Annotated in this window: 19 protein-coding genes, 1 tRNA gene and 1 pseudogene; 11 read left to right on the top strand and 10 right to left on the bottom strand. The window is 62.7% G+C overall.

Going from position 1 to position 24,740, the window contains the following annotated elements:
* Positions 1-242 precede the first annotated feature (242 nt).
* Together WDM24_RS33475 and WDM24_RS33470 are read right to left on the bottom strand one after the other, a co-directional pair.
* Entirely contained in the window at positions 243-3,383 is a 3,141-nt protein-coding gene (locus WDM24_RS33475) for an alpha/beta fold hydrolase (protein ID WP_338828812.1), read from the bottom strand.
* A 327-nt stretch (positions 3,384-3,710) separates the two neighbouring features.
* Complete coding sequence (locus WDM24_RS33470) at positions 3,711-4,484, bottom strand: aminoglycoside phosphotransferase family protein (protein ID WP_338828811.1); 774 nt, start codon at positions 4,482-4,484, stop codon at positions 3,711-3,713.
* A 321-nt stretch (positions 4,485-4,805) separates the two neighbouring features.
* On the opposite strand from WDM24_RS33470, the gene WDM24_RS33465 reads away from it, so the two are divergent.
* Both WDM24_RS33465 and WDM24_RS33460 read left to right on the top strand, forming a co-directional pair.
* Positions 4,806-5,183: a VOC family protein gene (locus WDM24_RS33465; protein ID WP_166209588.1), complete on the top strand. Its 378-nt coding sequence runs from the start codon at positions 4,806-4,808 to the stop codon at positions 5,181-5,183.
* A gap of 238 nt (positions 5,184-5,421) precedes the next feature.
* Positions 5,422-5,544, top strand: a pseudogene (locus WDM24_RS33460) (N-acetylmuramoyl-L-alanine amidase); the annotation flags it as partial.
* 12 nt (positions 5,545-5,556) lie between these two features.
* Here WDM24_RS33460 and WDM24_RS33455 read toward each other — a convergent pair.
* Positions 5,557-5,904, bottom strand: a complete 348-nt coding sequence (locus WDM24_RS33455) for a hypothetical protein (RefSeq protein ID WP_338828810.1) — start codon at positions 5,902-5,904, stop codon at positions 5,557-5,559.
* Positions 5,905-6,396: 492 nt separating this feature from the next.
* Between WDM24_RS33455 and WDM24_RS33450 the strand changes: the two genes are divergently transcribed.
* Complete coding sequence (locus WDM24_RS33450; RefSeq protein WP_338828808.1) at positions 6,397-8,181, top strand: adenylate/guanylate cyclase domain-containing protein; 1,785 nt, start codon at positions 6,397-6,399, stop codon at positions 8,179-8,181.
* A gap of 191 nt (positions 8,182-8,372) precedes the next feature.
* Here WDM24_RS33450 and WDM24_RS33445 read toward each other — a convergent pair whose 3' ends face one another.
* Positions 8,373-8,900, bottom strand: coding sequence for a transposase (locus tag WDM24_RS33445; protein ID WP_338828806.1), 528 nt, complete (start codon positions 8,898-8,900; stop codon positions 8,373-8,375).
* A 341-nt stretch (positions 8,901-9,241) separates the two neighbouring features.
* Here WDM24_RS33445 and WDM24_RS33440 point away from each other — a divergent pair, with 341 nt between their 5' ends.
* Positions 9,242-10,948: an adenylate/guanylate cyclase domain-containing protein gene (locus tag WDM24_RS33440; protein ID WP_338828805.1), complete on the top strand. Its 1,707-nt coding sequence runs from the start codon at positions 9,242-9,244 to the stop codon at positions 10,946-10,948.
* Between the two features lie 335 nt (positions 10,949-11,283).
* On the opposite strand, the gene rpoH is transcribed toward WDM24_RS33440, so the two are convergent.
* Positions 11,284-12,180, bottom strand: a complete 897-nt coding sequence (rpoH, locus tag WDM24_RS33435) for an RNA polymerase sigma factor RpoH (protein ID WP_029084390.1) — start codon at positions 12,178-12,180, stop codon at positions 11,284-11,286.
* A 217-nt stretch (positions 12,181-12,397) separates the two neighbouring features.
* Complete coding sequence (locus tag WDM24_RS33430) at positions 12,398-13,378, bottom strand: RluA family pseudouridine synthase (RefSeq protein ID WP_338832494.1); 981 nt, start codon at positions 13,376-13,378, stop codon at positions 12,398-12,400.
* Positions 13,379-13,428: 50 nt separating this feature from the next.
* Here WDM24_RS33430 and WDM24_RS33425 point away from each other — a divergent pair, with 50 nt between their 5' ends.
* The 3 genes from WDM24_RS33425 to WDM24_RS33415 all read left to right on the top strand — a co-directional run bounded on the left by WDM24_RS33425 (position 13,429) and on the right by WDM24_RS33415 (position 16,336).
* Positions 13,429-13,764, top strand: a complete 336-nt coding sequence (locus WDM24_RS33425; protein ID WP_338828804.1) for a hypothetical protein — start codon at positions 13,429-13,431, stop codon at positions 13,762-13,764.
* A gap of 127 nt (positions 13,765-13,891) precedes the next feature.
* On the top strand, positions 13,892-14,539 hold the full coding sequence (locus tag WDM24_RS33420) for a Rieske (2Fe-2S) protein (RefSeq protein WP_338828803.1): 648 nt from the start codon (positions 13,892-13,894) through the stop codon (positions 14,537-14,539).
* A gap of 66 nt (positions 14,540-14,605) precedes the next feature.
* Positions 14,606-16,336, top strand: coding sequence for a methanol/ethanol family PQQ-dependent dehydrogenase (locus tag WDM24_RS33415; RefSeq protein WP_338828802.1), 1,731 nt, complete (start codon positions 14,606-14,608; stop codon positions 16,334-16,336).
* A 186-nt stretch (positions 16,337-16,522) separates the two neighbouring features.
* Here WDM24_RS33415 and WDM24_RS33410 read toward each other — a convergent pair whose 3' ends face one another.
* The 3 genes from WDM24_RS33410 to WDM24_RS33400 form a co-directional block, all read right to left on the bottom strand.
* The gene (locus WDM24_RS33410; protein ID WP_338828801.1) at positions 16,523-16,792 is read right to left on the bottom strand and encodes a hypothetical protein; all 270 of its coding nucleotides are present in this window, start codon (positions 16,790-16,792) and stop codon (positions 16,523-16,525) included.
* Between the two features lie 136 nt (positions 16,793-16,928).
* Positions 16,929-19,247 (bottom strand): xanthine dehydrogenase family protein molybdopterin-binding subunit, encoded by a 2,319-nt coding sequence (locus tag WDM24_RS33405; RefSeq protein WP_338828800.1) that lies wholly within the window; start codon positions 19,245-19,247, stop codon positions 16,929-16,931.
* Between the two features lies 1 nt (position 19,248).
* Positions 19,249-19,701 (bottom strand): (2Fe-2S)-binding protein, encoded by a 453-nt coding sequence (locus tag WDM24_RS33400; protein WP_338828799.1) that lies wholly within the window; start codon positions 19,699-19,701, stop codon positions 19,249-19,251.
* A 506-nt stretch (positions 19,702-20,207) separates the two neighbouring features.
* Between WDM24_RS33400 and WDM24_RS33395 the strand changes: the two genes are divergently transcribed.
* Both WDM24_RS33395 and WDM24_RS33390 read left to right on the top strand, forming a co-directional pair.
* Positions 20,208-20,282: transfer RNA gene (locus tag WDM24_RS33395), tRNA-Glu, on the top strand.
* 102 nt (positions 20,283-20,384) lie between these two features.
* Positions 20,385-20,825, top strand: coding sequence for a lipocalin-like domain-containing protein (locus WDM24_RS33390; RefSeq protein WP_338828797.1), 441 nt, complete (start codon positions 20,385-20,387; stop codon positions 20,823-20,825).
* Positions 20,826-20,858: 33 nt separating this feature from the next.
* Here the strand turns inward: WDM24_RS33390 and WDM24_RS33385 are convergent, their stop codons facing one another.
* Positions 20,859-22,154: an MFS transporter gene (locus tag WDM24_RS33385; RefSeq protein WP_338691651.1), complete on the bottom strand. Its 1,296-nt coding sequence runs from the start codon at positions 22,152-22,154 to the stop codon at positions 20,859-20,861.
* 94 nt (positions 22,155-22,248) lie between these two features.
* Here WDM24_RS33385 and WDM24_RS33380 point away from each other — a divergent pair, with 94 nt between their 5' ends.
* Together WDM24_RS33380 and WDM24_RS33375 are read left to right on the top strand one after the other, a co-directional pair.
* Positions 22,249-22,842 carry a TetR/AcrR family transcriptional regulator gene (locus tag WDM24_RS33380; protein ID WP_224741133.1) on the top strand — a complete coding sequence of 198 codons (594 nt, stop codon included), beginning with the start codon at positions 22,249-22,251 and terminating at the stop codon, positions 22,840-22,842.
* A 458-nt stretch (positions 22,843-23,300) separates the two neighbouring features.
* Positions 23,301-24,662, top strand: coding sequence for a hypothetical protein (locus WDM24_RS33375; RefSeq protein WP_338828796.1), 1,362 nt, complete (start codon positions 23,301-23,303; stop codon positions 24,660-24,662).
* Positions 24,663-24,740: the final 78 nt, after the last annotated feature.

Below are 24,740 nucleotides of genomic sequence, written 5' to 3'. Positions count from 1 at the left end.
GCTGCGCGCTCGCGACCATGGCACGGCAGTGGGGCGAGTAGGGTGGGTACTCGTTAAAATCCCGGACGTCTGCTTTCGGGGATGAAGCGGAAACCCGATCCGACCTCCGGGATATCGCCTTCTGACCCAAATGCGACATCGGTGTCGTGGCGCCCAACACAGCTCCTAGCAAACGATGTGTAAGGGTGCGCCCCTCCGCCAGCGCAAATGAGAAGACCGGAGTTCAACCCTTGGGCGGAGCCTCACCCGAGCGATTGCCGAACGAAATGCCTCACAACATTGCAGAACTCGGTCGTTGCCGTGAAGATAGGAAGGTGCCCCTTCCGGTCGAACGCGCATAGCTGCGCATTCGGGAGACGCGCCGCGATTTCCTCGGCCGCCGCAAATGCGATGAGGCGATCCTCGCGCCCATGGGCAACCAACACCGGCGCCGTGATGGCGGAGAGAAGCGGCATGACATCCTTCGTTGGATCGGGGTCGAAGAAACTCAGAAGGGTTTCGCGCGGTAACGAAAGTCGGCTTCGAATCGTGCGCTCCCGCAGCTCCTCCATCTCGGGCTCGGAATAGACGAGCTCAGTATGCACTCGCATGATTTCGGCGACGTCCTTCACCGCTTTGTCATGGACACACCGCTCCAGGTAGACGGCATTGAACGTTCGCGAGAAGTCGCCTGGTGGAGTGCCCAGCGCGACCAGAGCCGTGAACAGGCTCGGCTCGGCGTGGGCGAGCCTGAAGAGCATGTTTGCTCCGGCGGAGATCCCGACCCCGACCACCGGGCCGCCACCCAGCTCGGCGATCACGGCCCGGACGTCCTTGGCGTGGTCTTCGACATAATAGGGTCGCGTCAAAGGATCGGACGCGCCAGATCCGCGCGGATCGATCGTGACGATCCGGAACTCCTGGCAGAACTGTTCGAGGATAGGCTGGATCGTGGCCAGCCCATAGGCGAGCGGGCTGACCAACAGCAGCGTGGTCTCGCCGCCCCCGTGCTCGTAGAACGCGATCCTCGCCCCGCCGCTGAAGGCAGCGCGCGAGCGATGGCGCTTTCGCTCGATCCTGGTCCTGTCTTCGTCCGCGGATGCGAGTATCAGGGCTTCGTCATAATGGCTATTTGCCCCCGCAAGATCGTCCATCAGACCCGCCAAGTCGCCAAGCATCTCTAGCGCCTCGAGTTCGCGCCTCTCCGCGATGTGGGCTCCTTCATGCGCATTCCCGCATCGGTGCGTCTGCAGCAGGGCGATGCATTTTTCGAGATGAGCGGTCGCCTCGCGCAGTGCATAGCCTGATCTCGCACGGCGCGCCGCATCGAGCAGGCACTCCGATGCGCGTCCGGCGTGCCCGGCCTCGGCATGGTGATGCGCCAGCCATTCTGGCTGTTGCGCAATGATTTCGGGAAAGCGCGCCTCAACGACGTCAGCGATACGAGCGTGCAGCTCACGGCGCCTAGTCTTCGGCAGCGACTGATAGGCGGCTTCCTGAACGAGCGCATGACGAAACACATGGACCTGCGCCGACGGCAGGCTGGAACGATCGATCAATTGGTTGTTCGAGAGCTGGTCCAGAGCTGCGCGAAGTGCATCTGGTTCAAGGGTCGAAGCCGCTGCAAGCATCTCGTGCGAGAACACTCGGCCAATGCAGGCGGCAACCTGAGCGACTTCTTTGGCGGATGCAGCGCGATCAAGCCGCGCCATCAGCGAATCACGCAGTGTAGTTGGGATCGCCGTATCCGGCATACTGCCGCGCAGGACATAGCGATCGACTGTCTCCGTGATCAGCTCTGACTCAAGCACGAGCCTGGTCAGCTCCTCGATGAAGAGCGGCACGCCGTCGGCCCTGAACAGGATGCGGTCCACCAGTTCGGCCGGCAGAGGTTTGCCGCCAGCGACCCGCTCCGCCAAATCCGCCGCGTCGCGCCGGCCCAGGCGATTGAGGCTGAGCAGGGTGACGTGGCCCGGGCGCGTCCAGGGCGGAACGAAATCGGGCCGGAAGGTGAGGACGGCCAGTATGGCCAGGTGGCGGACCCGTTCGACAAGCGTTCCAAACAGTTCGATCGACGTGGGATCGGCCCAATGGAGGTCCTCGAAGATTAGCAAAACTGGCAGTCGTGCCGCGCACGCTTCGAGATGACGCACCAGGGCCGCGAGCGTCTTCGCGTTCCGCTGCGCCGGCGTGAGGTCCGGCGTCGGGCGGCCCTCGGCAGCCGGCAGCCCCAGGAACGAGGCGAAGAGAGGGACGAACTCGGAGGCGGTTTGAACATCGCGCTGGAGCAGGGCTTCGAGTTTCACAAGCTTCTGGAGCGAATCGTCCCAGGGGAGAAAGCCTGCGGCATACTCCAGCTGAGCGCGGACCGGATGGAGGGCGCTGGCAGAGCGTTCGGGCGAACTTTGGTAGGCCATCAACCGATGCCCGCCATCGGCTCCGAGCTGCTGTTGCAGCGCCTGCACCAGCCGGGACTTCCCGATTCCCGGCTCGCCGGAGAGCCATACGATCTGACCTTCGCCGCCCTTCGCCAGATCCCAGCGGTCAAGCAGCAAATCAAGTTCCTTTCTCCGTCCGACCAGGGTCGTGGGCCGCGTTCCGCGCAATGCCTTGAACCGGCTCTCGCACGCCTTCTCACCCAGAACCTGATGGGCGCTCACGGCGGTGTGGAAGCCCTTGAGACGAACCGGTGTCAGCTCGCGACACTCAAACAGGTCGCCAAGCAGGCGGCGAGTCTCGCCGCTGATGACCACGGCATCCGGCTCAGCCAGCGCCTGAAGACGCGCAGCAAGATTAGGAGTCTCGCCGACTACTTCGTTTTCGTGCCCCGGCCCCTCACTCATGAAATCTCCGACTATCACTAGGCCGGTGGCAATACCGACCCGCACGTGCAACGACGTCGCCTCGCCGGCATCGAGCTTCGCCACGGCTTCGACCAGCGCCAGCCCCGCGCGCACTGCCTGCTCCGCATCGTCCTCATGGGCCTGCGGATAGCCGAAATAGGCGAGCACGCCGTCGCCGAGATATCTGGCGACGAAACCATCGGATTGGGTGATGACCTTGGCGCAACATCGGTGATAGGGGCCGATGATCTCCTGCAGATCCTCTGGGTCGAGCCGGGTGGAGAGCGCCGTCGAGCCGACGAGGTCACAGAACAAAATCGTAATTTGGCGGCGCTCAGTGTCGTCCCGCGGCTCGGGGTGGAACGCAGTTGCCGACGGGGTGGGCGCAAGCTGGGCGATTGCTGCCAGCATCTTGCGCCGATGCCCGACTGAGATGCCAAGCTCTTTCAAGTCCCGATCAGTCAGATGAGGGAGGACAGCAGTGTCGATATCGTTCTCGGTAAAGCGCTGAGCGTACTCGGACACACCGAGCGAGGCCAGCCACTCTGCAACTGTGACCACCTGCTACCCTCGCGGTTCCGCTAGACCGCATGATACAATAGCTTGTGAAGCGAGGCCACTGCGGACACGCCGCAAGTAAGGCCTCGTTCGGTGACGGCTGCAAGGACGGGCCTGCCAAATGTCCGGAATTGGCCCAAGGCTGACGGTCTGCATGACCGTCGCGAACTTCCGCTCTTCGAGGTGAACCGGAAGTCCCCTGGTTCGGTCGCTATCGGCGGCTTCTGACCCAAAGAAGACACTGAGGGCTCGCTTCGACAGGCCACTCCGGCTCGCGCGCGACCAAAACAATTCAGCCTTCCGAGCGCAGGGCCGCCTCGACGCGCTGGATCAGCCGCTCCCGCATGTCAGGCATGGCCCCGCCGAGCAGGAGGAAGACGCGGACGATCGGCAAATAGGGCTGCATCGCCGCCGTATCAGCGCCGCAGGGGCTATGCCGGCCAGCCGCGCATACTCCGCCTGCAGAACCGAATTGACCGTGGCCCGCTCCGGATCGTCGGCGTGTTCCGGGCCAATCTCGGCAAGCAGGACATGGCACTGTGCAATCTCGTAGGCGGCGGGCGCACGAGCCGCGCCAAGCCAGTCGATCAGTCTCGGACCCTGCGCCGTCATAATCACGTTGCCGGGGTGAAGATCGGAATGGCACGGCACGTCATCGGGCGCGAGGTGCTCGATCAGCGCGAGGACGCCGGTGGTGATGCGCTCCGGAAGCACGCTGCCGCCGAACCGCAATCTGGCGTGCATCGCCTCGCGCAGCGAGAGTGCGTGCGGCGGCGGTCGCGTCTTGTGAACGGCAAGGCAGAGCGTCGCAAGGATTGCGCCCGCTTGTTCACGCGTGATGGCGCCGGTGCGCGTAGCCTGCGTCAGGGTCGGCCCATCGAACCGCGGCAGCACGATGCCAAAGCGGCCGTCCAGGGTGACTTCGCCGAGCACCTCCGGCGCTGGGCCGCCGGCGGCGAAGACCGCGCGGGTCATTTGCGTCTCGTGCTGGACGACCCACTGCGGGATACCTGGCTTGGACAACTTGACGATCTGACCAGGCGCCCAGGCGTGGACATCAGCGAAGACGCCTTCGCCGATCTTCTCTCCCAGCAATCTCTGCATGCCCGTTCTCCGCCGTGCAGAGGAAACACCGGCGGCGAGCAAAAAGGAACCCCTCCCGTCGCGGGGCCGCCGGCCCCTATGATCGCCTTTCAACCTCCAGAGACCTTCGTCCACTCCGCTAAATGGTGCCAAGTCCGGTTGTGGCCCTTAGCCGACATGGCCAAGAGCGCCTCTTTTGTCCGCTCCTGAGGCTAATGCGAACATTCGTCGGCAGGCGGCGGTCATCTGGCTGCCCAGCTCCAACTCCCACCTTAAAGGTGACAAATTTTCAGACATTGAGAAGAGCGGACGAAAGTTGTTGCATGACGTCGGAGTGTACTAATGAGCCCTTCTGGAGCTTTGATCGCGATCCTGCCGTGTAATGACCTTGATGCGTCGGAGCGGTTCTACAATCGGCTGGGCTTTGCGCGCCCGGACAGCGAAAGGCCTGCTCCGGGAGAGCCGGACACCTATCGCATGCTGTCGAACGGGAAGGGCGGATATTTACATCTGACGGACGCGGTCGAGGGATGGCTAACGCCGGGCAGAAACCCTTTTGGGCTTTATCTATACCTCGAGAGTGTTGATGCTGCGGCGCGCGAATTTCAGCAATCACCCGAAGACAAGCCGTGGGGGATGTACGAATTTGCAATCTCTGACCCAGATGAAACGTTGGTCCGTGTCGGTTGGCCAAGCCGTCTCCGCGCCGGAGCGCAATAATTCGTCCGCACTGGCCCTTGGCTGACATGACTAAGTGCGGTTCGTTTGTCCGCTACCGAGGCTGATGCGGACATTCGTCGGCAGGCGGATCTATGGGCATACGTCCTAGATCGAGCGGCGTGCCGAAGCACCATGGCAAAAACCAGCTTCGCAGGACGGGTGGAGCGAAGCGATACCCGTCAACCTTGTCCTGCGCGGTGGGATGATGGGTATCGCGGCGCTCCGCCTATCCTACAGACTGCGCGCGCGTTACGGCATCGCGCTGGAGCACGTCTACGCGCACAACTGGATCGACTTCAAGGATGCCCGCTACTGCGAAGGCTGCGCGCTCGCGACCATGGCGCGGCGGTGCGGTGAGTAGGATAGCGCTCGTTCAGATCGGCTGCGCCATCCAGCGGAAGAACCGGCCGATCGCGCCGGGCGGCCGCGCCACCTCCGGCTCATCGGGCTGTTCGGCCGCGAGGAAGCGGTCAGAAATGTAGTCCAGAAACCGCAAGTCGTTCGGCTCGGTGACGGTGAAGCTCTCGCCGCCGGTGAACACGGTGTAGTCGTAGAAGAACGGACCGACGAACGGCATCGCCGCCGGCGCGGCCGAGTCCTTCGAGAACACGAAGTCGGCGGGCTCGAGCCCGCCCTCGGTCATCGCCCGCTCCAGTGCGGGCAGCTTGCTCGTGAACTCGGCGGAGAAGCCGCCGGCGGTCGATTGCAGTGTGATCGGCATCACAACCTCGCATCCGCGCCCGCCCCCGTGGCGATCGCTTCCCGATTGGTCGATCGAGGGGGAGCGGAGGTTCGTGGGCGTCGGCGAAGCGCGTGCTGAAAATCACGCCCAAACAAAAAAACCGGCGTTGCCGCCGGCTTTCGCGTCTCTTGGCTCGACTCCGCGCGTTAGTGCGCGGCTCCGAGAGCAGCTTTCCGACGGGCAATCGTGCCCTTGACGGCGGGCTACACCTTCTCCAACGCGCGGGACAACTGGATCGACTTCAAGGACGCCCGCTACTGCGAGGGCTGCGCTCGCGGCGATGGCGCGGCAGTGGGGCGAGTGGGGCGCGTACTCCATTAAAATCCGGGAGGCCCGCTTTCGGAGACGAAGCAGAAACCCGATCCGACCTCAGGCCTATCGCCTTCTGACCCATCTCGGACACTGGACCTATCGGACATTGGCCCACTTTTCTGCTAAGCTGGCCCTTGATTTTCCGGTCCGAGGTGCGTCTTGAGCAACGAGCGCGTGGAACGGCGACTGGCAGCGGTGCTGGCGGCGGATGTTGCGGGATATAGTCGGCTGATGGGGGCCGACGAAGAAGAGACGCTGGCCCGGCTAAAGGCTGTAAGGAAGACCACCGTTGACCCCACCATAGCCTCCCATCGAGGCCACATGGTCAAGACGACCGGTGACGGCATGCTGATCGAGTTCGCCAGCGCCGTCGATGCGGTGCGCGGTGCAGTTGAAATCCAGCGCAGTGTGGCCGAGCAGAATGCCGGCGTGCCGCCCGATCAAAGGATCGAATTCCGGATCGGTATTCATGTCGGTGACGTCATTTTTGATGACAACGACATCTTCGGCGATGGTGTCAACATTGCCGCCCGCCTTGAGAGCATCGCCGAACCGGGCGGGATCTGCATGTCCGATGATGCTTATCGGCAGGTGCGGGGCAAAGTTGAAATTGCCTATGATGACATAGGACAGCAGTCCCTCAAAAACATTGCCGAGCCTATGCGGGCGTGGCGGGTTCGGCCGTCTGGTCAAACCCCTTTCGAAGTAAGATCAGGTTCGGCTGTGAGCCAGCCTCCGGTGCTCTCGCTTCCCGACAAACCATCCATCGCCGTGCTGCCGTTCCAGAACATGAGCGGCGATCCCGAGCAGGAATATTTCGCTGATGGGCTCACAGAAGATATTATAACAGAACTGGCCCATACCAGCACGATGTCGGTAATCGCTCGCAACTCGACATTTGTCTACAAGGGCAAGGCTGTCGACGTGAAGCAGGTTGGACGCGACCTCGGTACCCGTTACGTGCTTGAGGGCAGCGTCCGGCGCATAGACCGGCGTGTTCGTGTCACTGCGCAGCTAGTCGAGACCGCAATGGGGCGCCACCTATGGGCCGAGAAATACGACCGCGATCTCGCTGACATCTTTGAAATACAGGACGAAATCACGCGCAGCGTCGTGGGCTCGACCCAATGTCAAGTTGTCTTTAGCGAAGGGGTTCTGGCTGAACGAAGCGAGAGACCGGATTTTCGCACTTGGGATCTCGCCAAGCGCGGGTGGAAGGAAATTTACGGGCTGACGTCGGAAAGCATCGCAAGAGCGCGCGAGATCGGGGTCGAAGTCACGCGCATCGATCCATCATTTGCGAAGGGTCATCAGCTTCTTGCTGCTGCGACATATCATTTGGCGTTGATGGGCTTTTCCAGCAACCCACGGGAAATGCTTGAGGCAGCTTTGCAGTCAGCCCAACAAGCGATCCGGCTCGATGATGCCGATGAATATTCGTATTGGATGCTCGGTGGTATTCTGGGTCAGGGTCTTGGGTACCATGACAAGGCCATCGCGGCCTATCGACGAGCCCTTGAGCTCAATCCAAATTTCTTGATTGCTTTTGGCAGTCTCGGCACGGTGCTTGCCCTCGCTGGACGGGCAGAAGAGAGTGTCCAAAATTCGGAGACATGCCTCAGATTGAACCCGCGCGAACCGGGCAACTTTTTCCGCTTCTCTGGGCTTGCGCTGGCATATTTTGTTGCCCAGGACTACGTCAAAGCTCGTGAGTGGTCCGAAAAAGCCGTGCAGCGTAAGCGAGACTGGTGGCAAGGCCATGCCCTTCTTGCCGTTAGCTTTGCGCTGCTAGGCGAGCAAGATGCGGCGCGCGCGGCGATCGGTGATTGGCTTCTCGCGATCCCGAGCGCAACCGTGAGCAATTTGCCACCAATACCATTCAGAAATGCAACGGACGCGGAACGTTTCCGAGACGCCCTTCGCAAGGCGGGTCTCCCGGAATGACGCAATAATCACCTCCAGCTAGAGTTGTGAAAGTCCACTCCTGGGCCCTTAGCGGACATGGCCAAGAGTGCCTCTCTTATCCGCTCCTGAGGCTAATGCGGACATTCGTCGGCAGGCGGATCTTTGGGCATACGTCCTAGATCGAGGTGCGTGCCGAAGGATCATGCCAAAAACCAGCCCCGTAGCAACCATCAAGTCGCGGACGCCTGTTCGAGCCAAGGCGTTCCGCGCTGGATGACAGTGTTGGCATAGATCAGCAGCTTTCGCGCGCAAGCGATGAGAGCTGCGTTGTGGGCCTTTCCGGCTGCGGTTAGGCGTGTGTAGAGCACAATGAGGGCCTTGTTCCAGCGGAATGCCGCCGGAAGCGCCGCAGCAAACAGCGAACGTCGCAGCCGAGCCCGACCGCCGGCGATGCGCCGTTGGCCGTTATGTTGCCCACTGTCGTTGTCGAAGGGCGCGAGCCCCGCGAGGGCCGCAGCCTCCTCGCGGCTGACACGGCCGAGCTCGGGCATGCGGATCAAGAGCGCGAGTGCGGTGCGTTCGCCGATCCCGGGAATGCTGAGCACGAGGTCAAGGCGGGCAGCGAGATCGCGGTGAGCGCGTAGTTGCCTGGCAAGGTAACGGATCTGGGCGAGCCGCCGTGCCTTCAGCCGGGCAATGTCACCCAGCACCAGGCGTCGCAGCGCGGGCTGATCGATATGCTCGAGCCGGGTCTTCAAGATTGATTGTGACGTTGACGACCGCTTGTGTCACTTTTCCGACCTGACAGGCCAGGCTGACCATGTCCGTTCGTGAGGGCGAAGCGGACTTCCCGGTTGCTCTCCAGGACTTCTGGGTTTGACCTAGGCTGTGAAGGGGATCACGATATGAGGGCAACACACTTCACGGTGGCCTCTGTGCTCGCAGGTCTGGGAAGTTGCTTCGTGGCCGTAATGCCCGTCGCCGCACAGCAGAGCGCTCCGCAGCCCTTGCGAGGTGATCAAGCGATGTCGCCTATTGGGGGCTCCCTGCCTAAGCCCAATTATGCGACCTACGTCATGCTCTGCCCGGACCCGCCCTAATGACGATCCGCAAGAAAATCTTTCTTCTCGCCGGGATTCTGCTTGCGCTGTTTGGCGTCGTGGTCGGCGTACTCGCCGTTATTCAAAAGCTGGACAGCGATCAAATAGGCAACATTGTCGAATACGAGTTGCCGCTGACGAGGCTGGTCGCAGAGATCGATGTCGATACCGACAGGTACGAACTCGGCATTTTGCGTGCGCTACGCCTTGATCCCTTGAATCCTCCAGAACTCGCAGCGGCAATTTCCACCAAGCAGGCGATGACGGAGGAATTGCGCACCGACGTCGACAAGGCCACTGCGTTGCTCGCTAAGGCCATTCAAGACCCGAGCTACCAGACCACTGAACGCATCGAGCTGGCGCGCATAGAGGGATCGTTCAAATACCTCAGCCGCAGCCTCGAGGAATTTCTAGCCACCGGTGAGCTAACAATGGCGGCCCTAGCCGATGGCCGACGCGAGGATGCCCGGACGGCCTCACTTGGCTTCAGCAAGTTTGCACAAGCTTTCGGACCGGACCTGTCCGAGATTCGCCGTAGCCTTGCCAGTCTTACAGATCGGGCAACCCGCACTGTTCTCGCAAGACAACGGCTTAATACCTACTTGAGCTTTGGCCTGTTCTTGGCCGCCTGTGGAATCGGCCTCGGCATAAGCGCAGTGGGATCGGCCCGTGTGGTTGGAGGTTTGCGCCAGCTTGTGGTCCGCACCCGCGCAATCGAGTCCGGTACGGATTCGGAGCCGTTGTCGATTCTCACGCGCGACGAGGTTGGTGAACTCGCTCTATCGTTTAATCGCATGGTCGAGGAGCTTCGCTCGCGGGAGCGCATCAAGGATACGTTCGGCAAGTTTGTCGACCCACGCATCGTCACTCGTTTGATCGGCAGCGGTGCCGAACAGGCCGAGCGCCGCACGCTCACTATCTTCTTTTCCGATATCAAGGACTTCAGCGGCATCAGCGAGCAACTAACTGCCAGCGCCGTCGTCAACTTGCTGAACAGCTATTTCGGAACGGTCGCCGACGTTATTCATGCGCATCACGGCTTCATCGACAAATATATCGGCGACGCTGTCATGGCGTTCTGGGTCTCGCCTTTCTCTGCTGGCGACGATCATGCCAGCGATGCCTGCCTCGCGGCGCTTGCACAACAGGATGCGATCACCCTGCTTCGCGCCCAGTTGCCTGAGATCACCGGGATGCGACGCAATCCACCCAAACTTGCTATCCGTATGGGAATCGCCACCGGCGAAGCCGTGGTCGGGACCATTGGCTCGGATGCGGCGCGATCCTATACCGTGATCGGCGATACGGTGAACCTCGCCTCGCGTCTCGAGAGCATCAACAAACTCTATGGCACCTCGCTCATCCTCAGCGAGGAGACCTATCGAATCGCCCAACAAGTCGTTGAGGCACGCGAACTTGACCTCATCACTGTCGCCGGCAAGACCGAGCCGGTCCGTATCTTCGAAGCAATGGGTCGCGTTGGCGAGCTCGAGCCGGAGCGGATTCAGCTTCGCGAGATGTTCTCGGATGGTCTCGCCAGCTATCGCCGGCAGGATTGGGACGAGGCGCAGGGGTGCTTCGAAAGGTGCCTCCTCCATGATGCGGAGGATGGACCTTCGCGGCTATTTGTCGACCGCGTCTGCCAATTGCGCAGCATTCCGCCGCCAGCCGGTTGGGACGGGGTCTGGCATTTTTCCGAAAAATGACACCCTCGGTTAGATCAAAGGATCAAAGGGTTGTTGCGGTGGATGAGTCCGTTATTGGCCCTTTTCGGAAGTGCCGCGCTGGCTGTCGAAAGTCCGATGTCGGGGGTGGAGCGGACGTCACGAGTGCGCGTTCTGACCTCCGAGTTTGACCCGAAGGCGACATGACGAAGTGCGCCTCGTTTGTCCGATCCCGAGGCTGATGCGGACATTCGTCGGCAGGCGGATCTATGGGTATACGTCCTGGATCGAGGTGCGTGCCGAGCACCACTTTGCAAACAACAAAAAAGCCGGCGTTGCCGCCGGCTTTCGTGTCTGTTGGCTCGCCCACCGCGCGCTTAGTGCGCGGCCTCGAGCGCTGCTTCCTGCCGGGCAATCGTGCCCTTGACGGCCGACTGCACCTTTTCGAACGCGCGGACCTCGATCTGCCGCACGCGCTCGCGCGACACGCCGAACTCGGCGGCGAGGTCTTCCAGCGTCATCGGCTCATCCGCCAGACGCCGCGCCTCGAAGATGCGGCGTTCGCGCGGGTTGAGCACGCCGATCGCACCGTTCAGGGCCTGGCGGCGATGATCGAACTCCTCGCTCTCGGCCATCACGGCTTCGGCGTTGGGCGAGTTGTCGACCAGCCAGTCCTGCCATTCGCCGGCTTCGCCGTCGTCGCGGATCGGGGCGTTGAGCGACGCGTCACCGCCGAGGCGGCGGTTCATGTCGACCACGTCCTGATCGGTCACGCCGAGGCGCTTGGCAATCAACTTCACCTGGTCGGGGTGGAGATCACCCTCTTCCAGAGCGGAGATCTTGCTCTTCGCCTTGCGCAGGTTGAAGAACAGCTTCTTCTGGTTCGCGGTGGTGCCCATCTTCACGAGCGACCAGGAACGCAGAATGTACTCTTGTATTGACGCCTTGATCCACCACATGGCGTAGGTGGCGAGACGGAAGCCCTTCTCGGGCTCGAATCGCTTCACCGCCTGCATCAGGCCGACATTGCCTTCCGAGACCACCTCGGAGATCGGCAAGCCGTAGCCGCGATAGCCCATGGCGATCTTGGCCACGAGCCTGAGATGGCTGGTGACGAGCTTATGCGCCGCGTCGCGATCGTCATGCTCGCGCCAACGCTTGGCGAGCATGTACTCCTGCTGGGGCTCCAGCATGGGGAACTTGCGGATCTCGGCGAGGTATCTGGAAAGACCGGACTCTCCATTGAGAACCGGTAAGGTAGCTGTACGGGCCATTACTTGCGCCCTCCAGTGGTTCAGGCCCCCGATAGCGGCGGGCCAGGCAGGTGGCCGCTGGGTTAAAGCCGGCCATGCTGCGATGTTCCGCGTTGGATATTCAACGCAGGTGCAACATACACCAAACTGTCCGTGATAGGGAAGGATTGCTGACGTCACGTCCCCGTGTGGCTGGTATAACCTGTTGTCATAACGAGGCTTTTCATCAGGGGGTGCGTCATACCGCCGCTTCCAGCGCCCTTTGCAGGAGAAGCAAATCCTCCGGCAAAGGCTGTTCCCAGCGCAAAAGTTCCCCGGTCCGGGGGTGCTCCAAAGCCAGCAGATAGGCGTGCAGGGCCTGCCGGTCGAGGGCGGTGAGTGCGTCCTTACCTTCCGCGCTGAGCTGCCCGGCCTTGGTCTTGAAGTGGGCGCCGTAAACGCTGTCGCCCATCAGCGGATGGCCGAGATGGGCGAGGTGCACCCGGATCTGATGGGTCCGGCCGGTCTCGAGCTGGCAGGCCAGCAGCGAGGCGACCGGCTTGCCGTCGCGGCCGGCAAAGCTCTGCTGCACCTCGAAATGGGTGATCGCCTCGCGGCCGCTCTGACGGACGGCCATCTTCTCGCGGGCGTGCGGATGGCGGTCGATCGGCGCGTCGATGGTGCCGTGGGGCCGGTTCGGCACGCCCCAGGCGAACGCCATGTAGCCGCGCTCCATCGGGCCGGTGCGGCCATGGTCGGCGAACTGCGCGGTCAGCGATTGATGGGCGTGGTCGTTCTTGGCGACCACCATCAGTCCCGTGGTGTCCTTGTCGAGCCGGTGCACGATGCCCGGCCGCTTGACCCCGCCGATGCCGGACAGGCTGCTGCCGCAATGCGCGATCAGCGCGTTGACCAGCGTTCCCGTGGCGTGGCCGGCCGCGGGGTGCACGACCAGGCCGCGGGGCTTGTCGATGACGATGATGTCGTCGTCCTCGAACACGATATCGAGCGCGATGTCCTCGCCCTGGGGCTCGGCAGGCGCGGCCTCCGGAACGTCGATTATGATCGTATCGCCCTTGACGACATGATAAGCGGGGTCGCGGACGACGGCGTCCTTGACGGTCACGGAACCGGCGAGGATCAGCGCCTTCAGGCGGGACCGCGACAGCTCCGGGGTGCGCTGCGCGAGCACGCGGTCAAGCCGGGCCGAGCCCTCGTCGCCCGCGACGATGACCTCCAGCTTCCGACCGCCATTCGAAGAGACGTGTTGCAAAGATATAGAGCCTTGTGATGACCGACACCGCTGTGACCGAACCGACCCCCGACCAGGCCGCGCTGATCGCGCGGGTGCGGCGCATGATGCTGATCGCGGGGCTGACCTCGGCACTGGCCGTGGCCGTCGTGTTGATCGCCATCGGCTACCGCCTTTATCGCAGCGAGGGAAGCCCTGTTTCGGTGTCCGACGTCACTGCTGCGCTGCCGAAGGGCGCCCGCATCGTCTCGACCGGCGTCGCCGGCGAGCGGTTTGTGCTGACGCTTGATATAGGCGGTGCAACAGAGATCCGCACATTTGATGCAAAGACGCTGAAACCTGTCGGCAGGCTGACCTTCGTCAACGAACCCTGATCGACGCAACCGCGAAGCGGCGCAGTTAAATCAACCAAAAGCTGCAGCGTATTTTTTGCGCATGCGTTCGTGCATCGAGAAGGTGTGCCGCCATCTTTTCGGCTGAGTTGCACGCTCAGCTTGCGCCATGTCGGAGTCCAATCCCAGCGCTTCCGTCGACCAGATCGGTGAATCCGAGGCGTCGGGCTCGTGCGCGGACCCGACGCGTCGCGCGGTGTTGACCGCGCTCGCGGGTTGCGCCTGTCTTGCCGCGATCGAGCCTGCATCCGCCGACGACGAAGATCAGCCTGGCGCCAGTGAGCGACCGCAAAAGGCCGACCTCCTGGTGCGCGCCGAAGGCGACAAGGCCGGCGAGGTCATCAAGCCGGATGATCTGACGCTCGGTGGACCCCCCATTCGCGCCTGGCCGAAGGATCCGAAATCCTCCGTCGTCCGCAAAGGTTCGCGGCTGAATGAGGTCGTGCTGGTCAAGCTCGATCCGAACGAACTGGACGATGCGACGCGTGCCCGCGCGCCTGACGGCATCGTCTGCTACTCCATCATCTGCTCGCATGCCGGATGTCCGATCACCGCCTGGGTGAAGGAAGAGCAGGGCGACAAGAACGTCCTGAAATGCCTCTGTCACAACTCCGAATACGATCCGCGGCAGAATGCGCAAGTCGTGTTCGGGCCGGCGCCACGTCGCCTCGCGGCATTGCCGCTGACGGTGGCCGACGGCGCGATCACGGTCGCAGCGCCATTCGTTGGGAAGGTGGGTGCTCAGCAAGGAGGATGAGGCCACACCGGGATTTCTGCATGACCTAAGCTGAAAAAACAAAACAGAGCAGGGAGGTAGCATCTCATGACAAGCAAGCAGTGGTTACTGTCGGGTTGCGTCGCATTCACGTGTCTCGTCTCGACCTACGCCGTCGCAGGGCCGATCGAAAACTACAGTCCGGTGACGTCATTACGTCTCGAAAATCCCGAACCCGGCAACTGGATGCTCTATCGCCGGACCTATGACGGACAGGGTTATAGTCCGCTCAATCAGATCAACACTTCCAACGTCAAGGATCTCAAGCCGGTCTGGACTTTCTCCACCGGCGTCATCGAGGGCCATGAGGCGCCGCCGATCGTCAACAATGGCGTGATGTTCGCCGCGACCCCGATGGGACAGGTGATCGCACTCAACGCCAAGACCGGCGAGGAATATTGGCGCTACAAGCGCCAGCTTCCCGACGATCTGTTCCAGTTGCACCCGACCAGCCGTGGCGTCGGCCTGTGGCAGGACAAGGTCTACTTTGCCACGACCGACGACCACGTCGTCGCGCTCGATGCCAAGACCGGCAAGGTGGTCTGGGACACCAAGGTCCAGGATTACAAGAAGGGGCAATATTTGACGCTGATGCCGCTGGTGGTTGACGGCAAGGTGATCGTGGGCGGCTCCGGCGGCGAGTTCGGCGTGCGCGGCTATGTCGTCGCCTACGATGCCGACAGCGGCAAGGAGCTCTGGCGCACCTTCACCATCCCCGGCGAAGGCGAGCCCGGCCATGAGACCTGGACCGGCGACGACTGGAAGTCGGGCGGTGGATCGGCCTGGATGACCGGCGTCTACGACAGGGACAACAAGACGATCCTGTGGGGCGTCGGCAACGCTGCGCCGTGGCCGGGCTCGGCTCACGCCGGCGATAACCTCTACACCAGTTCGGTGATTGGCCTCGATCCCGAGACGGGCAAGATCAAGAAGCACTTCCAGTATCACCAGAACGATTCCTGGGACTGGGACGAGGTCGATGCGCCGATGCTGGTCGACCTGCAGCGTGACGGACGTTCGTTCAAGAGCCTGATCCACCCGGGTCGCGACGCGATCTTCTGGGTGCTCGAGAACAAGCCCGACAAGATCAATTACGTGTCCGGCTGGCCGTTCGTGAAGACCAATGTCTGGAAAGGCATCGAGGCCGAGACCGGCCGGCCGATCGTCGATCCCGACCACAAGCCGGTGATCGGCAAGCGCGTCGAGTTCTGCCCGTCGCTGTGGGGCGGCAAGGATTGGCCGTCGGCGGCGTACAGCCAGAGCACCAAGCTCGTCTATGTTCCCGCCAACGAGAATTTCTGCGGCGGCTTCACCGGCGAGAAGCAACCGCTGGTTCCTGGCCAGCTCTGGCTCGGCACCAAGCCGGAGGACATCGGACTGACGCCGGCACCGAACGCCGATCATTTTGGCGAGTTGCAGGCGTGGGATCCGGCCACCGGCAAGAAGGTCTGGCAGCACGACTTCAAGACCTCACAGCTGTTCGGCTCGGTGACGGCGACCGCCGGCGACCTCGTTCTGGCCGGCGGCACCAACGACCGGATGTTCCGCATCTTCAATGCCAAGACCGGCGAGCTGTTGTGGGAGCAGAAGACCAACTCCGGCATCATGGCCATGCCGATGTCCTATGAGGTCGATGGAACGCAATACATCGCGGTCCAGTCGGGCTGGGGCGTCGACGCGCAGCGCATCCAGGACGCGCTTGCCGGCAAGGTCGCGGGCTTCGAGAACAACGTGCCGCAAGGCGGCGTGATCTGGGTGTTCGCGCTCAACAAGAAGTAAGACGCGACCAGAGCTTCGGTTCTGATCAGAACCGAAGCTCTGGCTTTCTGTTTTGACGCGTTTTCTTCACGCGAACCGGTGTCCACTTCGCTCGAAAACGCTTTAGCAGACAGGGGGCGATGCGATCGGGAAGCGGCGGCTGGGGAGACCGCCGCTTCCCGGTCCGCTTCCCGCTGCTTGTTCCCGCTATTTGCCCTTGGTGTCGACCTTCTGCTTCTCGTCCTCATTCATTTTCTTGATCATCGGGTCACGGCTGGCCTCGCCGGTGGCTTGGCCGGTGGTCGCCGGCGGGGCGTTGCTCGGAACCGAGGTCTGGTCGGGCAGCACCTTGGCCGGCCGCGTCGCTGTGCTTGGCGGCGCAGCGGTCTGCGCGAGCGCTGTCTGCGTCGCAAAAAGAAAAACGCCCGCGGCCACGGTTGCCGCGAGCGCTTGAAACTTCACGGGTGGGGTTCTCATCGGTCTGCTCCTCTAAAGCGCGATCTTCATCGCGCTTTAGCTGTTTGTTGGGGCATGATCTTTTCGGAAAACCGCTTCGCACTTTTCCGGATCATGCCTCAGATCGATGAGAACTTCCTGTCTTGCCTAACGTTCCTCAGGTCTCCAGCTGCTTGCCGATCGGAAGGGCGCGGATGCGCTTTCCGGTTGCGGCGAAGATCGCGTTGATCAATGCCGGTGCAAACGGCGGCACGCCGGGCTCGCCGACGCCGCTCGGCGGGGTGTCCGGACCGGGCGGCACGATGTGGACGTTGGTGATCGCAGGCGACTCGTCCATCCGGATCACCGGGAAGTCGTCGAAATTGCTCTGCTGCACCTTGCCGTCCTTGAAGCTGATCTCGCCGTATTTGGCGAGGCTCAGCCCCATGATCGCGGCGCCTTCGATCTGCGAGTGGATCCGCTCCGGATTGACGTAGGTGCCGCAATCGATCGCGGTGTCGACCCGCGGCACCGTGAACTTGCCCTTGTCGTCGATCGCCACCTCGACGATGGTCGCGATGTAGCTGACGAAGGAGCGGTGCACCGCGATGCCGAGACCATGGCCTTTCGGCAACGACCGGCCCCACTCGCCCTTTTCCGCGACCAGCTCGACCACCTTGCGCAGCCGCGCGGTGTCGATCGGGTAGCTGTCATAGGGCTCGCCGTAGTTCCAGAGGTCCTTCACCGAATCGAGTTTGACGATCCGGGGGCTCCCGATCAGCTCCAGCAGCATGTCCTTCGGGTCGCGCCCCGTCGCCTGCGCGATCTCCGCCACCATGGATTGCACCGCGAAGGCGCGCGGGATGTTGGAGACCGAGCGGAACCAGCCGATACGCGTGAACGCGGCGGCTTCCGGGTTCTCGCACTGGATGTTGGCGATCTCGAACGGCATGTCGACCAGCCCCATCCCGAGTTCGAACGCCGCCTCGTGATTGGCGCCGGCGGCGAAGGTCGAGGCGATGGTCGGCGCCACGCTGCGGTGCCGCCACGCAGTCACCTTGCCGCTCTTGTCGAGGCCAGCCTCGATGCGTTCGACCGAGACCGTGTGCAGGAAACCGTTGTGGACGTCGTCCTCACGGGTCCATTGCACCTTGACCGGCGCGCCGAGTTCCTTCGACAGCAGGGCCGCCTCGAGCGCGAAGTCGCATTTCGACTTGCGGCCGAAGCCGCCGCCGAGCAGCGTCACGTTGACGGTGACATTGTCCTCGGGGATGCCGAGCGTCTTGGCGACGTCCTCGCGGGTGCCGCCGGGGCTCTGCACCGGCGCCCAGATCTGGGCCTTGTCGCCCTTGACGTCGGCAACCGCGACCGGCGGCTCCATGCTGACATGGGCGAGATGCGGCAGATAATATTCGCCGGTTATCACCTTGTCGGCGCTCTTCAGGGCAGCATCGACGTCGCCCTCCTTGCGCACCACGAGGCCCGGCTTGCGCGCGGCCTCTTCGAGTGACGCACGATAGGTGACGGAGTCGTACTTGGCATTGGCGCCGTCGTCCCAGACGATTTTCAGCTGGTCGCGGCCCTTGATCGCGGCGCCGGTGTTGCGCGCGATCACAGCCACGCCGCCGAGCGGCTGGAACTTGGACGGCCACGGCCAGCCCTTGACCTCCATCACCTTCTCGACGCCGGGGATCTTCATCGCCGCGCTGTCGTCGAACGATTTGAGCTTGCCGCCGGTGACCGGCGGACGGGCGATGACCGCGTATTTCAGGCCGGGCAGCCGGATATCGGCGCCGTAATGCGCCTTGCCGGTGGTGATGTCGTGCAGGTCGACGATCGAGACCTGGCCCTTGCCGAGATAGCGGAAGTCCTTCGGATCCTTCAACTTGAGGCCTTCAATGCTCGGCACCGACTGCTTGGCGGCGTCGGCGGCGAGTTCGCCGAAGCCGGCCTTGCGGCCGCTCGCGCTGTGGACGACCTCGTGGTTCTGCGCCTTCACCTCGGTCACCGGCACGCCCCATTTCTTGGCGGCGGCGGCTTCCAGCATGGAGCGCGCCGAGGCGCCGATCTGGCGCATCGGGATCAGATAGTGCCGCGTGCTGCGCGACCCGTCGGTGTCCTGGTTGCCGAACTTGACCTCGTCGCCATGCGCCTGCTGGACATGGACGCGCGACCATTCGGCCTCCATCTCCTCGGCGACGATCAGGGGCAGGCTGGTGCGGACGCCGGTGCCCATCTCGGAGCGGTGTGCCACGATGGTGACGATGCCGTCGGGGGCGATCGCGACGAACACGCGCGGGTCGACCACGACGCCATGCGGCATCTTGCCGGCGCCGGTCTCATACGCGGCGAACGCCTGGCGCGTCATCACGGGCGCGGCGAGCACGAAAGAGCCGGCGATGCCGAGACCCTTGAGGATGCTGCGGCGCGAAACGTTCTCGACCTTCACGTGCTTCTCGAAGCCGCGAAGCTTGCCCGGATTGGTGCGAATGTTCATGTCACACCCCCGTCGATGCGAGGTGCACGGCATTCTCGATCCGCTGATAGCAGCCGCAGCGGCAGATATTGCCCGCCATGGCTTCGCGGATCTGGTCGTGGCTCGGCTTCGGGTTCTGGTCCAGCAGCGCTGCCGCCTGCATGATCTGGCCGGCCTGGCAGTAACCGCACTGCGGAACATTGACCTGGCGCCATGCCTTCTGCACCGGATGATCGCCGGTCGGGTGCAGGCCCTCGATGGTGGTGACCTCGCGGCCGACGACGTCGGAGACCGAGGTGATGCAGGCGCGCACCGCCTCCTTGTCGACGATCACGGTGCAGGCGCCGCACAGCGCCTGGCCGCAGCCGTACTTGCTACCGGTGAGGCCGGCTTCGTCACGGAGATACCAGAGTAGCGAAAGGTCGGGGTCGCCATCCCAATTCTGTTCCTGGCCGTTGATTTTTAGCTTGATCATGGTCTGTCCTCGCTCTGCTTAAGCTATTGACCGATGCGGGCAGGGCGGAACGTCTTCCATGGCCTGCGGCCGCGATGATGTTTGTTTTGCCAAGATGTTGGTGAGCCAAATTGCCGTGCGCCAAGGATTTGCGCTTTGTTCCAAGCACTCCTCTTGCTTCTCGAGCGCCTTGCCGGGCGCGCAGCGTGGTGAATGGCTGCGATGTTAGCAGAGCCGGGCGCCGCGTGACTTCACAGGCAAGTGTTTTGCATTTCCGTTTGGCGAAAGCAGGGCCGTGCACGATGGAGACGTGACATCCGGAGGTGGCCGTCATGCGATCGGCCCGGCCGCATCGCTGGTCCGTGCAGGCGGGCCGCGCCGGGGGTCCCTCATGGCAGGCCGGTTTGGGGCTGCTTCCGCGGGAAATAGCGGCCCGGCGCGTCAAGCATGGCCGACAAAATCCCCACCGCAATGCACAAGCCATCTTGCGGCAGGCCGATTTCAAGGCTATTGCCTTCCCCCTCAACGCTCCCTTCGTCTAGCGGTTAGGACGCGGCCCTCTCAAGGCTGAAACAGGGGTTCGATTCCCCTAGGGAGCGCCAGCAAAATCAAGGATTTTCGAATGCCGAGGCGCGTTCGTCGAATAGACGACGAATAAGCGTCTGCGCACGAAGCCGGACGCTCAGCGCCACCAGGGGGCCTTGATGGACGCCATGACCGACGAAGTGCCGTCGCAATTCATCGGCGTTTGGAAGCTGGTCAGCTTCGAGCGGCGGCAGGTCGGCGTCGAGACCGTGGTGAAGACCTACGGGGAGCACCCCAAGGGCTATCGCATCCACACCACAGGTCACCGGATGATCTACATGTTCTTCGCCGAGGATCGCAAAGCCAGCGTCGGCGCCGTGACCGATGCCGACCGTATTGCATGGTCGAAAACCATGGCCAGTGCCGCCGGTCCCTTCGAGTCGATCGGCGGCAACAAGGTGGTATTCTATCCCGAAGTGTCCGCGGTGCAGTACCTGCAGCCGATCACCTTTGGTTTCGAGATCGAGGGCAATGACCTGACGATGACGTCGGATCCGATGAAGGATCCGACCGGCGGTCCGGATATTTATTTCCGTTCGACTTACGTGCGCGCCGAATAGCGGCTGTAGCGTCGCACCACTGTGTGCCCCTTCTCACGCCGCGGCGAGCACGGCTTGCGCCGGGCGCCGGACGATCATCAGTGACAGGACGGCCGCGATGATGCCGGTGACGCCGGCGATCATGAAGGCCTGCAGGTAATCGCCCTGGGCGGAGCGCATGAAGCCGGCGAAGAACGCGGCGCAGGCGGCGCCGAGCTGATGGCCGGCGACCACCCAGCCGAACACCAGCGGCGCGTTCTTGTCACCGAATGCTTCGTTGGCGATGCGCACGGTCGGCGGCACGGTCGCGATCCAGTCAAGACCATAGAACACCGCGAACACCGACAGGCTGACCAGCGAGAAATCCGAGTAGGGCAGGTAGATCAGCGACAGGCCCCGCAGCCCATAATACAGGAACAGCAGCTTGCGCGGATCGAAACGGTCGGTGAGCCAGCCTGAGAAGGTGGTGCCGAACAGGTCGAAGAACCCCATCAACGCAAGCAGGCTCGCCGCATGCACCTCGACGATGCCATGGTCGCTGCAGAACGCGATCAGATGGGTGCCGACGAGACCGTTGGTGGTGAAACCGCAAATGAAGAAGGTGGCGAACAGGAACCAGAACGCCCGCGTCTTCGCTGCGCGCGCGAGGTTCAAGAACGCGGCGGTGAACGGATTGCCCTGCGCCGCCGGCGCGGCATGATCGTCGTGCTGGCTACCGAATGAGCGCAGGCCGACCGACGCCGGCCGCTCGGGCACGAGAAAATAGACCAGCGGAATGAGTGCCGCGCAGCACGCAGCGACTGTCAGCACCACCGGCTTCCAGCCGCCCCATTCCACCAACGCCGCGAGGCCCGGCATGAATATCAGCGTGCCGGTCGCGGTGCTCGCCGTCAGCAGTCCCATGACGAGGCCTCGATTGGTGGTGAACCAGCGATTGACGATGGTGGCGCCGAGCACGTTGGCGACCGCGCCCGAGCCGATGCCGGAGAGCAATCCCCATGTCAGGAACAATTGCCACGGCGCGGTCATGAAATAGCTGGCGCCGGTCGACGCCGACATCAGCGCGAGCGCGCCCAGCACCGTGCGGCGGATGCCGAAGCGCTGCATCACGGCCGCGGCGAACGGGCCCGCCAGGCCATAGAGGAAGATGCCGATCGCGGCGGACGATGAGATCACGCCGACGTTCCAGCCGAACGCCTGTTGCAGCGGCAGCATCAGCACGCCCGGCGTCGCGCGCAGGCCCGCCGAAGAGAGCAGCGCAAGGAAGATCACGGCGACGACGACGAATACGTAATTCTGGCCGAACGGGCGTCTCGGGACGGGGGTGGGTTGAATGGAGGCATTGGGCATGTTACTTACCGGTACGTATTGCGATGCGGTGTGTATACGTACCGGTAAGTAACATTGTCAAGCCTGCCGTGCGGGAGAATCCGGAAAAGCCGTCATGAAGAAAACCGTCGAACCATCCGCGGAACGCCCGGTCCGGGCCGCCGACCGGATCCGCGCCTCCGCGAGCGAGCTGTTCTATCGCGAGGGTATCCGCGCCGTCGGCGTCGATGAGGTGGTCGAGCAAGCCGGCGTCACCAAGCCGAGCCTCTATCGCAGCTTCGCGTCAAAGGACGATCTCGCCGCCGCCTATATGCGCGACTATGACCTGCGTTTCTGGGAGGAATTCGAGAAGCCCGGCGGAAAATCCTACGGCGATGCGCGCGAGCACGTGCTCGCCTATATCCGTGAGCTGTCCACGCGCGCCGTGCGCAAGGGTTATCGCGGCTGCGGCCTCAGCAACGCGACCGTGGAATACCCGTCGCGGGACAATCCCGCGCGGCAGGTCGCCGAAGCGCACAAGAAGGTCTTTCGCAAGCGCCTGCGCGAGCTCGCCGCCGCCATGGGCGCGCGTCACCCGGCCGTGCTCGGCGACGCCCTGCTGTTGCTCATCGAAGGCATCTACGTCACCGGCCAGCAGTCCGAAGAGGGGCCGGCGCAGTCGGCGTTCACGGTGGCCAAGCTGCTGATCGATGCGAGCGTGAAGGTGTGAGGGGGATGAAGGCCCGATGACCGGCGGCAAAGCCGATCGGCAGGCCCGCTTGGATGCTATATCGCAGTTTTCAATGATATCAGAGTTCGCGGTTTTATTCTGAGTGGCGCGCCATCGAGAGGTTGCTTTCGATATTTTGGCAGCGCGCCCCTTTGAAGGAGAGGCATGAGTTCGTGGGCGGTGCGTTGCTTGGTGCCGTAGCGCCAACGTTTCTCGAGCGCCATCATTTCAGCATCGGTCCACGCGCAAAACTTCTTGGTCTTGCCGCGCCGACCTGATCTTCGGCGCGCGCGTGTGGCCCTCAGTGTGCGTCGAGATCACAGACAGAACGAGAGTCTCCGGGCCGTTCAACATGTCGCGACCGTTCGAACCAACGCAACGCCCGCTACGTCCAAAGGACGTTGCCGGGCGGTTGTTGGAGACCAGAGATGACAGAGCAGCAATTCGAGACCGATGTGATGGCGCTGCTGCGCGCGCCGCTTTCGGGGCCGGACGGGGTGCGGCGTCTGAATTCGCTGAAAACGGCCTTTCAGGCGGTCGACGATCCGGCACTGGCCTTGAAGCTGTACGAACGTCTCTCCACGCCGGATGCGAGCGATGCGCTTGCCACCGCTTTCAACACTCGTGTGTCGCCGAGCGCGCGGAACGATCTGCTCGCAATCCTGACGGCGGTGAAGGGGGCGGCGCCGAAGCCGGAGCCACGGAGCCAGCAATATCGACTGGTCGATGAAGACGCCAAGACCGTTCGCACGATAGCCCATTCCGACCCGGAATATCAGGAGCGCTTCGTCAACCATAACATCTCGAACGTCACCAGCGATCCGAATCCGAATACCTTCGAATTCCATACGATGGTCGTTTACTACGACGACGGACGAAAGCTCGAGCTTTCGCTCGACGACGTCCCGGTCCGGACCAGCATTCCCGGAATGCGGCTGGTGCGGCTGAAGCCTTATGAGCCGCCGATCATCGATCATTACGTGCGGCGAAACGGCACCATCATCCCGATGAATGCCCGCGACGAGATGATGCTGAACGGATCGACCACCCCGGACCTGGTCGATTTCCGAACCACGATCGAATTCAACATCAAGCGCCGGCACGAGCTTCTCGAACTGGCGATGCTGACCAATACGTTCGCGGGCTACGTCGGCATGAATGTGTCCTTCCTGCACTTCAGCATGGCGACGGGCTCGGAGCCGGGCGGCTTGTTCGTGCAGGCGATGAAGCCCGGCCCACCGAAGAAGCCGGTTGGCGCACCGCCGAGCGTCACCCCTCGCCTGCCAAAGCAATACAAGCAGGTCGGCGCGCGCGAGCTGCTGATATGGGAAAAGGAGGGAGGGCACCTTTTGGGACGACACAACGAGCACCTGACCGAGACGAAACTCCTGGAGAGGGTCGTCGGCGAGAAGAAGCTCGCGGTGCCACCATCGGAAACCAACGGTCAGCCGACAAATTTCAGCGTCTGGCGGGGTCAAGGCAAGACCAAAGCGGCGTCAAGGTGGCGCGACCAGGACACGATGATGAAGGCGATCGGACAGATCATCCACGACAATATCGATGAGATCCGGACAACGACGGCCGGCGGCAAGGAGTGGGTCCGAGAAAACAAGGCCGTCGGTTACGAAACCGGCGGCGGATGGCTCAAGAAGGTCTACAAGAACCCGAACGATCAGGTGCTCGACAAGGGCGTGTTTTGGGACGAGCACTTGAAGGGCGTGACCATCGTCATCAGGCCCAGGCAAAACCATGTTCCGACGGCTGAGGATCCAGAACCCTGGTTCGTCTACACGGCGTTTCCGGACCGGGTGCAGCATTAGGGCGCGTACTCATAAATCCGGGATGTCCGCTTTGGAGAGGTAAAGCGGACAGGCGGCCCGACCGCAAGGATGTCGCCT

This window comes from Bradyrhizobium sp. 27S5, from assembly GCF_037217225.1.
Taxonomy (GTDB): Bacteria; Pseudomonadota; Alphaproteobacteria; order Rhizobiales; family Xanthobacteraceae; genus Bradyrhizobium; species Bradyrhizobium septentrionale.
The sequence above is the reverse complement of the archived record's forward strand: the minus strand, read 5'-3'. Positions and strand labels throughout refer to the sequence as shown.

What these genes read in the sequence shown, in the direction of transcription:
- WDM24_RS33470 (WP_338828811.1), bottom strand. Translation starts at nt 4,484, where the DNA reads ATGCAGAGATTGCTGGGAGAGAAGATCGGCGAAGGCGTCTTCGCTGAT.
- WDM24_RS33465 (WP_166209588.1), top strand. Translation starts at nt 4,806, where the DNA reads ATGAGCCCTTCTGGAGCTTTGATCGCGATCCTGCCGTGTAATGACCTT.
- WDM24_RS33455 (WP_338828810.1), bottom strand. Translation starts at nt 5,904, where the DNA reads ATGCCGATCACACTGCAATCGACCGCCGGCGGCTTCTCCGCCGAGTTC.
- WDM24_RS33440 (WP_338828805.1), top strand. Translation starts at nt 9,242, where the DNA reads ATGACGATCCGCAAGAAAATCTTTCTTCTCGCCGGGATTCTGCTTGCG.
- rpoH (WP_029084390.1), bottom strand. Translation starts at nt 12,180, where the DNA reads ATGGCCCGTACAGCTACCTTACCGGTTCTCAATGGAGAGTCCGGTCTT.
- WDM24_RS33425 (WP_338828804.1), top strand. Translation starts at nt 13,429, where the DNA reads ATGACCGACACCGCTGTGACCGAACCGACCCCCGACCAGGCCGCGCTG.
- WDM24_RS33420 (WP_338828803.1), top strand. Translation starts at nt 13,892, where the DNA reads ATGTCGGAGTCCAATCCCAGCGCTTCCGTCGACCAGATCGGTGAATCC.
- WDM24_RS33415 (WP_338828802.1), top strand. Translation starts at nt 14,606, where the DNA reads ATGACAAGCAAGCAGTGGTTACTGTCGGGTTGCGTCGCATTCACGTGT.
- WDM24_RS33410 (WP_338828801.1), bottom strand. Translation starts at nt 16,792, where the DNA reads ATGAGAACCCCACCCGTGAAGTTTCAAGCGCTCGCGGCAACCGTGGCC.
- WDM24_RS33405 (WP_338828800.1), bottom strand. Translation starts at nt 19,247, where the DNA reads ATGAACATTCGCACCAATCCGGGCAAGCTTCGCGGCTTCGAGAAGCAC.
- WDM24_RS33400 (WP_338828799.1), bottom strand. Translation starts at nt 19,701, where the DNA reads ATGATCAAGCTAAAAATCAACGGCCAGGAACAGAATTGGGATGGCGAC.
- WDM24_RS33390 (WP_338828797.1), top strand. Translation starts at nt 20,385, where the DNA reads ATGGACGCCATGACCGACGAAGTGCCGTCGCAATTCATCGGCGTTTGG.
- WDM24_RS33385 (WP_338691651.1), bottom strand. Translation starts at nt 22,154, where the DNA reads ATGCCCAATGCCTCCATTCAACCCACCCCCGTCCCGAGACGCCCGTTC.
- WDM24_RS33380 (WP_224741133.1), top strand. Translation starts at nt 22,249, where the DNA reads ATGAAGAAAACCGTCGAACCATCCGCGGAACGCCCGGTCCGGGCCGCC.
- WDM24_RS33375 (WP_338828796.1), top strand. Translation starts at nt 23,301, where the DNA reads ATGGCGCTGCTGCGCGCGCCGCTTTCGGGGCCGGACGGGGTGCGGCGT.